This is a genomic window from Streptomyces sp. NPDC057963 (assembly GCF_042887155.1).
In the GTDB taxonomy this organism is placed as follows: Bacteria; Actinomycetota; Actinomycetes; order Streptomycetales; family Streptomycetaceae; genus Streptomyces.
The window spans coordinates 170,977-182,932 of the sequence record NZ_JBHVPX010000008.1; the positions used below are offsets into that span (position 1 = coordinate 170,977).

The following is an 11,956-nucleotide window of genomic DNA, read 5'->3' on the forward strand; positions in this document are numbered from 1 at the left end:
GCTTTCACGCACCTGCGGCGCCGGGTAAGGTTAGGTAAGCCTCACCGATCAACGGGGTGGCAGTAGCGACCGATCCCGCCGGGAGGTGAACCGCATGTATGTCTGCTCGTGCTTCGGCATCACGGAGAAGCAGGTCAAGGAACATGCGGACGCCGGGGCCTGCACGCCCCGGCAGATAGCCTCCGCCTGCAAGGCGGGCACGGACTGCGGCGGCTGCGTCCGCGCCATCCAGGCCGTGCTCGGCCGCGGCGCCTGCCCGCGCCGCGAGCTGCTCGACCAGAAGCGGGCGCCCGGCACCGCCGGCGAAGCAGGCCCGGGTATCGCTCCCGGCACCGTCCCGGGCGTGGCCCCGGGCCCCCGGTTCTCCGAAGCGGCCTGATCGGCGCGGACGCCCGGGCGAGAGGCCCTAGCTGTCCGGCTGCTCGATCACCTGGGCGATGTAGAGCGGCTCACCGAGCTTCTCGACCAGCTCCAGCTGGGTGTCGAGGTAGTCGATGTGGTGCTCCTCGTCGGCCAGGATCGACTCGAAGATGTTCGCGGACGTGATGTCGCTCTTGCCGCGCATCAGCTCGATCCCGCGCTTGAGGCGGTCGATCGCCTCCACCTCGATCTGGCGGTCGGCCTGGAACATCTCGGTGACGGTCTGGCCCACCCGTACATGGAACAGCCGCTGGTAGTTGGGCAGCCCATCGAGGAAGAGGATGCGGTCCGTGAGGATCTCCGCGTGCTTCATCTCGTCGAACGACTCGGAGCGGGTGTACTTCGCGAGCTTCGTCCAGCCGAAGTTGTCCTGCATCTTCGCATGCAGGAAGTACTGGTTGATGGCAGTCAATTCGGCGGTCAGCTGCTCGTTCAGGAACTCAAGGACCTCGGGGTCGCCCTGCATCGCAGAGGCTCCTTCCAACCGGTGAACTGGTCAAGTTGGCCGCATCCTCGCACCGCACCCGGTGATCGTCCAGTAAGTGCATGCTTAGTATGAGTTGCCCTAATTGCCCTAACCCTGGTCGGGACCACCCCTGCCTGTCTGTCACCATGGAGGCATGGGTCAGCCGGAAAGCCGGGAAAACCGCGCGTCAGAGCAGTCCGAGCTTCCGCCGGGACAGCGACTCCAGCGTGGTTGGCCGGTTACCCACTACGGGCCCGTGCCCAAGTTCAAGCCCGACCGCTGGGAGTTCCGGGTCTTCGGTGCCACGGCGGACGGTGAGAAGCACTGCTGGAACCACGAGGAATTCTCGGCGCTGCCGTTCGCCTCGGTGGTTGCCGACCTGCACTGCGTCACCAAATTCAGCATGCTCGGTGCCGAATGGGGCGGCGTGCTCGCCCGCACGGTCCTGGAACTCGCACCGCCCGCGCCGAGCGTCACCCATGTGATGGTCTGGGCCGAGTACGGGTTCAGCTCGAATCTGCGGCTCTCCGACTTCGCCTCGGACCGAACACTTTTCGCCACCCACAAGGATGGTGAGCTGCTCACCGCCGAGCACGGCTTCCCGCTCCGGCTGATCGTGCCGCACCTCTACGCGTGGAAGGGACCCAAGTGGGTCCGGGGCGTCGAGTACATGACGGCCGACCGCCGCGGCTTCTGGGAGGAGCGCGGCTACCACAACATCGGCGATCCGTGGCGCGAGCAGCGCTACTCGTACCAGGAAGAGCCCGGGGACGGCCCCGAGCTCTGACCCGGCGCCGCCCCAAGGGTTCGGCGGCCGGCCGGCCCGGTCAGTCCTGTCGGCCGCGCAGTGCCTTCAGCCGCGCCACGTCCGCCGCATGGCCTTCCTTGCCGCCCGGCGTCTCGATGATCAGCGGTACGCCGGCGGTCGCCGGATGCGAGAACAGCTCCCGGAACGGCTCCTCGCCGATGTGCCCGGAGCCGATGTTCTCGTGGCGGTCCTTGTGGGCCCCCACCACGTCCTTGGAGTCATTGGCATGGATCAGTTTCAGCCGATCCTCGCCGACGGTGTCCACCAGCAGGTCCAGCGTCCGGCGCATGCCCGACGGGCCCGCCAGATCGTGGCCGGCCGCGTAGATGTGGCAGGTGTCGAGGCAGATGCCGAGCCTGGGGTGGGCGTCGAGTGCCTCGAAGTACGGGCCGAAGTCCCAGGTCCGTGAGCAGAGCGAGGACCCCTGCCCGGCGGTCGACTCCAGCAGCAGATACGGGTCGTCGTCGTGCGTCAGCTCGTCCAGGAGCGGCCGCAGGTGCGTACGCACCTGTGCGAGGGCCTGCTCGCGCGGGCGGCCGCCGGTCGCCGATCCGGTGTGCACCACGACGCCCAGGGCGCCGATCTCGCGGGCCCGGCGCAGTGAGTGGCGCAGCGACCGCACCGAGGACTCGACGGTGGCCTCGGTGTGCGATCCGAAGTTGATCAGGTAGGGGGCGTGGACGTACGCCGGCAGGGACGCGGCGGCGCACTCGGCGCGGAACTGTTCGTCCTGGGCCGGGTTGCCGACGGGTGTCGCCCAGCCGCGCGGGTTGGCGACGAAGACCTGGACGGCCTCCGCCCCCATCTCGCGGGCGTACGGAAGGCCGGCCTTGGCGAGGCCGCCGGCCACGGGAACATGGCCGCCGACGGGATTGCGCATGTGGATCTAGAGCCCCTTGGTCTTGATGGTGATGGTGCTGCCCTCGGGGGCCTGTTCGCCGCCGTTGACGGACTGGCCGTCGATGGTGTCGCTGAAGGAGAGGAACGGCCGGTCGACCTTGACCTCGAAGCCCGCGTCCTCCAGCTCGCTCCTGGCGTCGTCGACGTCCTTCCCGGTGACGTCCGGTACGTCGATCATCCGCGGCCCCTTGGAGACCGTGAGTGTGATGGTGTCGCCCTCGGCGGCCCGGCTGCCCCGGGCCGGCGACTGATGGGCGATGTCGCCCGCGACCTCGGGGGAGTTGACCCGGTCGGGCAGCACCGCGGCCTTCAGCCCCTCCTCGTCCAGCGCGGCGGTGGCGTCCTCGACGGACAGCCCGGTGACATCGGGGACGTCGATGGGAGCGCCCTTGCTGACGAACAGGGCGACGGCGGAGTCCGGGTGGCGCTCGGCGCCGGTTGCGGGGTCGGTACGGATCACCTCGCCCCGGCCCGCCTCCTCGCTGAACTCCTTGGTGACCATGCCGGGCACGAGTCCGGCCTTCTTCAGCTCCCGCCTGGCGTCGGCGAGCGCGAGGCCCCGGACATCGGGCACCTTCACGATCTCGGGGCCGCGCGAGACGACGAGCGTCACCCCGTCGTTCCCCCGGATGCGGGCGCCGGACTTCGGGTCGCTGCCGACGACCTTGCCGCGCTCCACGGTGTCGCTGTAGGAGCGCTTGACGCCCTTGAGCTCCAGACCGGCGTGCGAGAGACGCTGCTGGGCGGCCTTCTCGGTCTGGCCGAGCAGGGACGGGACCCGGGTGAACTGCCCGGAATTGATGTACCAGACACCGGTGCCGACCCCCAGCACCAGCAGGACGGCGACGACCGCGGCCATGACGGAGCGCCGCGGACCGGGGAACCACGCACCGCGGCGTGCGGGCCGCGTCGGTATCGGCGGGGGCAGCTCCAGCCGACTGGTGTGATGGGCGACGCCCTGGCCGGCCGGGAGCAGCCGCGGGATCACGCTCGTACGGTCCTCGGCGGCGTCGCGCGCCTCGGCGAGGGCCTGCGGCGGTGCGGCGTCCAGCTGGGCGTCGGTGAGGCCGGAGCGGGCCTCGCGGGTCTCGGCGAGCAGCGCCACCGCGTCGAACGGCCGGACCTCGGGGTTGCGGGCGGTGGCGCTCGCCACCAGGTCGTCGAGCGCGACCGGGAGCCCCGGGACGGCGGCCGACGGGGCCGGGACGTCCTCGTTGAGGTGCTGGTAGATGACCTGGGCGGGGGTGTCGCCGGAGCGCGGCTTGGAACCGGTCAGCATTTCGTACAGGACGACACCGCAGGCGTACACATCGGTGCGGGTGTCCGCCGTGCCGTTCTCTATCTGCTCGGGGGCGAGATAGGAGACGGTGCCCAGGACGGACCCGGTGGTGTTGGTGACGGTGCCCACCGCCCGTACGAGACCGAAGTCGGCGACCTTGACCCGGCCGTCGTCCCCTATGAGGACGTTCTCCGGCTTCATGTCGCGGTGTACGAAGCCCGCGCGGTGCGCGGCGCCGAGGGCGGCGAGGACCGGCTCCAGGATGTCCAGTGCGGCTCTCGGCTGCAGGGCGCCCCGGTCGCGCAGTACGTCGCGCAGGGTGCAGCCCGCGACGTACTCCATCGCGAGGTAGACGTACTGCCCCTGGGCGCCCTGGTCGAACACCGCGACCACATTGGGGTGCGCGAGCCGGGCCACGGACTTGGCCTCGCGGATGAAGCGCTCGACGAACGAGGCGTCGGTGGCGAGCGCCGGGTGCATCACCTTGAGGGCGAGCACCCGGTCGAGCCGGGTGTCCACGGCCCGGTAGACCGTGGCCATGCCGCCCACGGCGATGCGGGCATCGACGCGGTAGCGGCCGTCGAGCAGCTGCCCGACGAGAGGGTCCTGGAGGGTCGTATCCACGCATGCGAGTCTACGAGCCGCCACGGACACGTCCGACGGGCCGGAGCGGTCCCGGGGCCGTACTGCAGCCGAGCCGTGACAGGGACATGTTCCACCGGCGGCCCGGCGGGTCAGAAGGCCGGGCGCTCGGGGTCCAGCGTCGCCCGCCCCTCCACCGGCGACGAGGCCTCGGCGAAGTGCCGGCGCGGGATCCGGCCCGCGCGGTACGCCAGCCGCCCGCCTGCCACCGCGTGCCGCATCGCCGCGGCCATCAGCTCGGGCTCCTGGGCCCGGGTCACCGCGGACGCCAGCATCACCGCCGCGCACCCCAGCTCCATCGCGAGCGCCGCGTCCGAGGCCGTCCCGGCGCCCGCGTCGAGAATCACCGGCACCCGGGCCTGCTCGACGATCAGCTGGAAGTTGTGCGGATTGCGGATGCCGAGGCCGGAGCCGATGGGGGAGCCGAGCGGCATGACCGCCGCGCACCCCGCGTCCTGGAGCCTGCGGGCCAGGACCGGGTCGTCATTGGTGTACGGCAGCACGGTGAACCCGTCGTCCACCAGGGTCTCCGCGGCGTCGAGCAGCTCGATCGGGTCGGGCAGCAGGGTCCGCTCGTCGGCCACCACCTCCAGCTTGATCCAGTCGGTGCCGAGCGCCTCGCGGGCCAGCCGGGCGGTCAGCACCGCCTCGCCCGCGGTGAAGCAGCCCGCCGTGTTCGGCAGGACGCGGATGGAGAGCCGCCGCAGGACGGAGAGCACCGAGCCCTGCACGGCCGGATCCAGGCGGCGCATCGCCACGGTGGTCAGTTCGGTACCGGAGGCGGTCAGCGAGCGTTCCAGCACGTCGAGGCTGGGCGCCCCGCCGGTCCCCATGATCAGCCGGGAGCCGAAGGAGGTGTCGCCGAGGGTGAAGAGGTCGTCGGACACCGTCAGCCTCCCTGGACCGCGGTCAGGACCTCGACGCGGTCACCGTCACCGAGCGCGGCGGTGGACCACCGGCCGCGCGGGACGACGGTCTCGTTGACGGCGGCGGCGACTCCGGAGCGCGCGGCGGTCAGAGTGGCGACGAGGGCGCCGAGGGTGGTGCCCGCGGGGAGGAGGCGCACCTCGCCGTTCACGGACACGGAGAGGGGCGCGGATTCGGCGGAAGAAGGAGAAGGAGAAGGAGAGGGGGAAGGAGAGGGGGAGGGAGAGGGAGAGCCGGGCTCGGAGAGCGGTGCGGGCTCGGTCATGCGGGCTGCTCCTGACGTACGGGGGCGGCGGGCGGGAAGCGGTGCGGAGTGAAGGGGCGGGCCACCTCGGGCAGTTCGCCGTCGGCCAGCAGCGCGGCCATGGCGTCTCCGGTGACGGGGGTGAGCAGCACCCCGTTGCGATGGTGGCCGGTGGCCAGGTGGAGGCCGGGCAGGGTGGTGGGGCCGAGCAGCGGGGCGTTGTCGGGGGAGGCGGGGCGCAGGCCGGCCCGGGTCTCGGTGAGCGGCAGCTCGGTGATGCCGGGCACCAGCTCGTGGGCGTCCCGCAGCAGCTCGTAGACACCGCCCGCGGTGACGGTGGTGTCCCAGCCCATCTCCTCGCTGGTGGCGCCGACGACCAGTTCGCCGTTCTCCCGCGGGACGAGATAGACATGACTGCCCCGCACCACGGCCCGGACCGTCCGGGTGAGGAAGGGTGCGTACGGTGCGGGCACGGTCAGCCGCAGCACCTGCCCCTTCACCGGCCGGACCGGCGGCACGGCCTCGTCCGGCAGCCCCGGGAGCCGGCCGCTGAGACTGCCCGCGGCGAGTACGACCTGGTCGGCGCCGAGCTGCGTACCACCGGCGAGCACGGCTCCGGCGGCCCGGTCGCGTACGACAGCCAGGCGCTCCACCCAGCCGCGGTGGAAGACCACCCCGGCCCGCTCGCAGGCGGTCAGCAGTGCGGCGGCCAGTCGGCGCGGATCGATCTGGTGGTCGCCGTCGACCCGCAGACCGCCGCGGACACCGGGCGCGAGCATGGGCTCCAGACGGCGGCAGTCGCGGCCGCCGAGCCACTCCGACTCCAGGCCCGAACGCTGCTGCAGGGCGTGCAGTTCCCGCAGATGGGCACGGTCGTCGGAGTCCAGCGCGACGGCCAGGGTGCCGCAGGCGCGGAAGCCGGTCTCCTGACCGCTCGCCGCCTCAAGTTCGGCCGCGAAGGCCGGATAGCGCGCGGCCGAGGCGACATTGAGGCCCAGCAGCATCTGTTCGCCGTAGTGGAGTTCGGTGACGGCGGCCAGCATGCCGGCCGCCACTTGGGCGGCTCCGCCGCCCGGTTCGGGATCGGCGACCGCGGTGCGCAGTCCGCGCTGCGCGGCCCGCCAGGCGGTCACCAGACCGATGATCCCGCCCCCGACGACCAGGACGTCGGATCCGTCTTTGTTCCGAGAAGAACGCATGGGCGTCCAGCCCCTCCCTTCGCCGGCATGACCCGGATCAGGTTCGTACGGTCGGAGGCCGCCCCAGCCTCCCTCTCAGCCCGGTGCGTCCGGGCTCCCGCGAGTCTTTTACGTGGGCCACCCTAAACCTCGTTCCCCGGAGCCAGTAAGGGAGCAGGACCGGTGGCCCGTTCGCTCGCTCGACTTCCTCCCTCATGGCCTCAAGGCATGGGGGTGCCCCCTCCGTCCAGCCGCAGCGGGACGGAACGACATCCTCCGGCCACTGCGTCTGCACCGTTGCCGCTCTCGTGGACGGCCGGGTCCGGCCGGCGGAGCGAGGGGAGCGGGAGTCGCAGGAGGGAAGCGGAACGCGCACCGTGGAAGAGATCCCCCTACCCTGATGAATCGTCAGGTGCTTATGGTGTACGGGTGAGCGAGCAGCAGCAGTCGGAGCAGCCTGACGGGGCGCAGCGGCCCGACCCGTCGGCAGGGCGTCGCGTCGTCGTCGTCGGCGCGGGCATGGCCGGCGTACAGACGGCGGTGGCCCTGCGGGAACAGGGCTTCACCGGCCCTGTCGTCCTGCTCGGCGCCGAACCGCACCAGCCCTACGACCGGCCCCCGCTGTCCAAGGCGGTACTGCTCGGCAAGGCCGAGGGCTCCGCGTTCGACATCGACTTCGAGGCGCTGGACATCGATCTGCGACTGGGGCGCGAAGTCACCGGTGTCCGGCCCGGCGCGCATGAGCTGGACACCCCGTCGGGTCCCGTGCCCTACGACTTCCTGGTGATCGCGACCGGTGCCGAACCGGTCGTCCTGCCCGGCTCCGAGGGCCTTCCCGGCGTCCATCTGCTGCGCACCCTCGACGACGTGGCACGACTGCGCCCCGTCCTCGACGAGCAGCACGGCGTCGTGGTCGTCGGAGCGGGCTGGATCGGCGCCGAGTTCGCCACCGCGGCCCGCGCCGCGGGCTGCGCGGTCACCGTAGTCGAGGCCGCCGAGCAGCCCCTCGCGGGCGCGATGCCGGCCGAGGTCGCCGCCCCGATGACCGCCTGGTACGCCGAGATCGGCGCCGAACTCCTCACCGGAGCCCGGGTCGCCCGCATCGAACCGAACCGGGTGGTCCTCGCGGACGGCCGCGAGATCCCGGCCGGAGCGGTCGTCGTCGGAATCGGCGCACGGCCCGCCACCGGCTGGCTGGCCGGCTCCGGCATCGCGCTCGGCGCCGACGGATCGGTGACCGCCGACGGTGCGCTGCGCACCTCGCAGCCCGATGTGTACGCGGTCGGCGACTGCGCCTCGTTCCCCTCCGCCCGGTACGGCGAACGCCTTCTCGTCCACCACTGGGACAACGCCCTCCAGGGCCCCCGGACCGCCGCCGCCAACATCATCTCCGCCGTGGCCGGCGGTGACCCGGCACCGCGGACGTACGACCCCGTGCCGTACTTCTGGTCCGAGCAGTTCGACCGGTTCGTGCAGTACGCGGGCCACCACGGGGGCGCCGACACCCTGCTGTGGCGCGGCGGGCCCACCGGCCCCACCTGGTCGGTGTGCTGGCTGCGCGACGGCGTCCTGGTCGCGGTCCTCGCCGTCGGCCGGCCGCGCGACCTGGCGCAGGGGCGCAGGCTCATCGAGGCGGGCGCCCGCCTCGATCCGGCGCGCGCCGCCGATCCCTCCGTCCCGCTCAAGTCGGCGACCCTCTGACGGCGTACCCCGGCGCCCCGTACGGTCGGCCCGGCTACCGACTGTCGGTCCGGGATGGCACGCTTGTCCCTGTGACCGAGATTGACGCAAAGATCGATGCTCTCGTCCCCGCCTGGCTCCACCTCCCCGACATCGCCGAAATGCTCGGTGTCGAGGTGACGCGCGTGCGCCAGCTGGTCAAGGAGGGCCAGCTCATCGCCGTACGACGTGGTGAGAACCGGGCGCTCCAGGTGCCTGCCGCCTTCATCGACGGCGACAAGGTGGTCAAGGGCCTCTCCGGCACCCTGACACTCCTGAGGGACGACGGCTACACCGACGAAGAGATGCTGGAATGGCTCTTCACCCCCGACCCGACCCTGCCGGGCACCCCTGCCCAGGCACTGAGCGAGAATCGCGGCACGGAGGTGAAGCGCCGCGCCCAGGCGCTCGCCGTCTGACCGCCGACCGTACGTGAGGTGCGGGCCGCGCAGCACCGCGCGGCCCGCACCCGCGCCGGATCCGGCGATCGCTCCATCCGCTCTCCAGCTCCGCAATGCTCTCCAGGGGGAACCGCACCATGCCCACGCCCAGCGTGCCGCTGTCCGACGCCCGGCTCTATCTGTGCACGGACGCCCGCAGGCGCCAGGGCGACCTCCCCGCGTTCCTCGACGCGGTCCTCTCCAGCGGGGTGGACATCGTCCAGCTGCGCGACAAGGGCATGGAGGCGGCGGAGGAGCTCGAACACCTGGCGGTCTTCGCCGACGCCTGCAGGCGTCACGGCACGCTTCTCGCGGTGAACGACCGGGCCGATGTCGCCCACGCCATCGGCTCCGACGTGCTGCACCTGGGCCAGGGCGACCTGCCGGTCACGGCCGCCCGCGCCATCATCGGCGAGGGCGTGGTGATCGGCCGCTCCACGCACGCCGAGTCCGAGGTCGACGCGGCCGCCGCCGAACCCGGTGTGGACTACTTCTGCACCGGTCCGTGCTGGCCCACCCCGACCAAGCCCGGCCGCCATGCGCCGGGTCTGGACCTCGTGCGGTACGCAGCCTCGCTGGGCACCCGGCGTCCGTGGTTCGCCATCGGCGGGATCGACGCGGGCAATCTCGACGAGGTGCTGGACGCCGGAGCACGCCGGGTGGTCGTCGTACGGGCGATCACCGAGGCCGCCGATCCGGCGGCCGCCACTGCCGGGCTGGCCGGGCGAATCCGGGCGCGCGCCGGAGCGTGATCAGGCCAGATGTCCGAGGGATGGACAAACAACCAGTCAATTCGGGCAATTAACGCTGGTCTGGTCCTGCGGTCCCCCCGCTCTGGTTAACCTGCCCGTATGGCCCTTGGCACACCATCTACCAGGACGGATCACGCGCACACGGTGCGTGAGCTCCTCGCGTCCGGCAAGACTTCGTATTCGTTCGAGTTCTGGGCGCCCAAGACCGAGAAGGGCGAGCGGAATCTCTGGAACGCGCTGCGCCGCGTCGAGGCGGTGGGGCCGAGCTTCGTCTCCGTGACCTACGGGGCCGGTGGCTCCACCCGGGCCGGGACGGTCAAGGCCACCCAGCAGATCGCCGCAGATTCCACGCTCACCCCGGTCGCGCACCTCACGGCGGTCAACCACTCCGTCGCCGAGCTGCGCAACATGATCGGGCAGTACGCCGACGCCGGAATCCGGAACATCCTCGCCGTGCGCGGAGATCCGCCCGGCGACCCGATGGGCGAGTGGGTCAAGCATCCGCAGGGCGTGCGGTACGCGGCCGATCTGGTCCGGCTCATCAAGGAATCCGGCGATTTCTGCGTCGGCGTCGCCGCATTTCCCGAGATGCACCCGCGTTCGACCGACTGGGACACCGACACCCGGCATTTCGTGGACAAGTGCCGGGCCGGTGCCGACTATGCGATCACGCAGATGTTCTTCAATCCGGAGGACTATTTGCGGATGCGTGACCGTGTGGTCGCTGCGGGTTGCGAAACCCCGATCATTCCCGAGGTCATGCCTCTGACCAGCGTCAAGCAGTTGGACCGGTTTGCGCAGCTCAGCAACGCGTCTTTCCCTTCGTCTCTGAAAGAACGCATCCTCGCCGCCAAGGACGACCCCGCCGCTGTACGCTCCATTGGTATCGACTTCGCAACGGAGTTCTGCGCGAAGCTGCGTTCCGAGGGTGTGCCCGGACTGCACTTCATCACGCTCAACAACTCGACCGCGACGCTCGAAATCTACGAGAATCTCGGACTGCACAAGCAGTCGTGACCGGCCGTACCCGCCGCGATCCGGGGCGGTGGCCGTAGTGAGGGGGCGGGCATGGGCTGGACGGTCCTCTACATCGCGTTCGGAATCGTCGCGCTGTGGCTGCTCGGCGAGGTACTCCTGCAGTACAAGGCGCGCCTTCGCTGGCGGCTGCTCGCCTTCGCGGGCTTCGGCTGTGTGGTCGTCGGCGTGCTGATTCCGTCCGTGTTCGTCATCGTCGTCGGCACGATCGCGTTCGCGACCGGGCAGACGTACGTCACGCTGTCCTTCCGGCGCGGTTTCTCCACCGGCTGGGCGATAGGGGGCAGGCCCGGCGCGAGCCGTCGCCGCCGGGGAGGGAGCGGCCGGGGGAGCAGCAAGCCCACGCTTGAGGTGTCGGACCTGGAGACGGAGTACGACGCGCGAATCCCGGAGCAGGCCGACGCAGCGGCGGCATCGTCCGCGGCACCGGCGGGCGCGGCACCGGGGGCTGCGGTCTACGAGCCGGAGCCGCTGCCGGACGACACCGGGCAGTACGGCGTCTACAGCGGTCACCAGCGGTCGCGGCAGGGCTCGGACGGGCAGGCGGAACAGCAGCCGCAGTACGCCGCGTACGACCCCTACGCCGACCCCTCGTACCCGGCGGCGCCGGGCCGGGACTCCTTCGCCGGGCAGGACTCCTTCGCGGGACAGGGGCAGTACGACTACGGCACCGGCGAGCAGCAGTACGCCGCGTACTCCGACCCGTACATCGGGACCGGCACCACCGGCGGCTCCGCGCAGTACGCCTCGTACGACAGCTACGGCAACGGCAACGGCTACGACAGCTACGGCGGTCAGCAGCAGTACGCCGCGGATCAGTACGCCCAGCAGCACCCCGAGACCCCGCCCGGCGGCGTCTGGGTGCCGCAGCAGCGCGAGGGCGAGCAGTACCCGCCCGCGCCTCCGGAGCAGCCCGCGCGGCCCGCCCCGTACCCGAACGGCTACGCCAACGGCAACGGCTACGACGAGCAGCAGTACCGCTACTGACGACGGTCCGGCAGAGGCGGAGGGCCGCCGAAGGGACGGGGAGGGCGGCAGCTGCCGGGCGGGCCCGCCTCCCCGGTGGCGGGCCCGCCCCGCCGCGGCGACCGACCATGTTGGGCCCGGAGCCGGCACCCCACCCGCTAAGCCCCGCGACCAACGGGC

General features: G+C 71.5%; 13 protein-coding genes and 1 riboswitch. Of the genes, 7 read left to right on the forward strand and 6 right to left on the reverse strand.

Annotation, left to right across the window (positions count from 1 at the left end; genetic code table 11):
• Window positions 1–94: 94 nt before the first annotated feature.
• Window positions 95–379, forward strand: a complete 285-nt coding sequence (locus ACFVT1_RS20520; protein ID WP_389797313.1) for a bacterioferritin-associated ferredoxin — start codon at window positions 95–97, stop codon at window positions 377–379.
• A 27-nt stretch (window positions 380–406) separates the two neighbouring features.
• Here the strand turns inward: ACFVT1_RS20520 and bfr are convergent, their stop codons facing one another.
• A complete protein-coding gene (bfr, locus tag ACFVT1_RS20525; RefSeq protein WP_389797316.1) occupies window positions 407–886 on the reverse strand; it encodes a bacterioferritin in 480 nt (159 codons plus the stop codon).
• Window positions 887–1,040: 154 nt separating this feature from the next.
• Between bfr and ACFVT1_RS20530 the strand changes: the two genes are divergently transcribed.
• Window positions 1,041–1,673, forward strand: coding sequence for a sulfite oxidase-like oxidoreductase (locus tag ACFVT1_RS20530; RefSeq protein ID WP_389797318.1), 633 nt, complete (start codon window positions 1,041–1,043; stop codon window positions 1,671–1,673).
• Between the two features lie 40 nt (window positions 1,674–1,713).
• On the opposite strand, the gene ACFVT1_RS20535 is transcribed toward ACFVT1_RS20530, so the two are convergent.
• The 5 genes from ACFVT1_RS20535 to thiO all read right to left on the reverse strand — a co-directional run bounded on the left by ACFVT1_RS20535 (window position 1,714) and on the right by thiO (window position 6,885).
• The gene (locus ACFVT1_RS20535; RefSeq protein WP_389797320.1) at window positions 1,714–2,574 is read right to left on the reverse strand and encodes a deoxyribonuclease IV; all 861 of its coding nucleotides are present in this window, start codon (window positions 2,572–2,574) and stop codon (window positions 1,714–1,716) included.
• A gap of 6 nt (window positions 2,575–2,580) precedes the next feature.
• A complete protein-coding gene (gene pknB, locus ACFVT1_RS20540; protein WP_389797322.1) occupies window positions 2,581–4,497 on the reverse strand; it encodes a Stk1 family PASTA domain-containing Ser/Thr kinase in 1,917 nt (638 codons plus the stop codon).
• 110 nt (window positions 4,498–4,607) lie between these two features.
• Window positions 4,608–5,402, reverse strand: coding sequence for a thiazole synthase (locus ACFVT1_RS20545; RefSeq protein WP_389797325.1), 795 nt, complete (start codon window positions 5,400–5,402; stop codon window positions 4,608–4,610).
• Window positions 5,403–5,404: 2 nt separating this feature from the next.
• Window positions 5,405–5,707, reverse strand: a complete 303-nt coding sequence (thiS, locus tag ACFVT1_RS20550) for a sulfur carrier protein ThiS (protein WP_389797327.1) — start codon at window positions 5,705–5,707, stop codon at window positions 5,405–5,407.
• Complete coding sequence (gene thiO, locus ACFVT1_RS20555; protein WP_389797329.1) at window positions 5,704–6,885, reverse strand: glycine oxidase ThiO; 1,182 nt, start codon at window positions 6,883–6,885, stop codon at window positions 5,704–5,706. Before thiO ends, thiS begins: the two co-directional genes overlap by 4 nt.
• Window positions 6,883–6,996: riboswitch (TPP riboswitch) on the reverse strand. It overlaps the preceding gene by 3 nt.
• 297 nt (window positions 6,997–7,293) lie before the next feature.
• On the opposite strand from thiO, the gene ACFVT1_RS20560 reads away from it, so the two are divergent.
• The 5 genes from ACFVT1_RS20560 to ACFVT1_RS20580 all read left to right on the forward strand — a co-directional run bounded on the left by ACFVT1_RS20560 (window position 7,294) and on the right by ACFVT1_RS20580 (window position 11,797).
• The gene (locus ACFVT1_RS20560; protein WP_389797330.1) at window positions 7,294–8,565 is read left to right on the forward strand and encodes an NAD(P)/FAD-dependent oxidoreductase; all 1,272 of its coding nucleotides are present in this window, start codon (window positions 7,294–7,296) and stop codon (window positions 8,563–8,565) included.
• A 71-nt stretch (window positions 8,566–8,636) separates the two neighbouring features.
• The gene (locus tag ACFVT1_RS20565; RefSeq protein WP_362204522.1) at window positions 8,637–9,002 is read left to right on the forward strand and encodes an Rv2175c family DNA-binding protein; all 366 of its coding nucleotides are present in this window, start codon (window positions 8,637–8,639) and stop codon (window positions 9,000–9,002) included.
• A gap of 119 nt (window positions 9,003–9,121) precedes the next feature.
• On the forward strand, window positions 9,122–9,775 hold the full coding sequence (gene thiE, locus ACFVT1_RS20570; RefSeq protein WP_389797332.1) for a thiamine phosphate synthase: 654 nt from the start codon (window positions 9,122–9,124) through the stop codon (window positions 9,773–9,775).
• 99 nt (window positions 9,776–9,874) lie between these two features.
• The gene (metF, locus tag ACFVT1_RS20575) at window positions 9,875–10,792 is read left to right on the forward strand and encodes a methylenetetrahydrofolate reductase [NAD(P)H] (RefSeq protein ID WP_389797334.1); all 918 of its coding nucleotides are present in this window, start codon (window positions 9,875–9,877) and stop codon (window positions 10,790–10,792) included.
• Window positions 10,793–10,843: 51 nt separating this feature from the next.
• Window positions 10,844–11,797, forward strand: coding sequence for a hypothetical protein (locus ACFVT1_RS20580; protein ID WP_389797336.1), 954 nt, complete (start codon window positions 10,844–10,846; stop codon window positions 11,795–11,797).
• Window positions 11,798–11,956 lie beyond the last annotated feature (159 nt).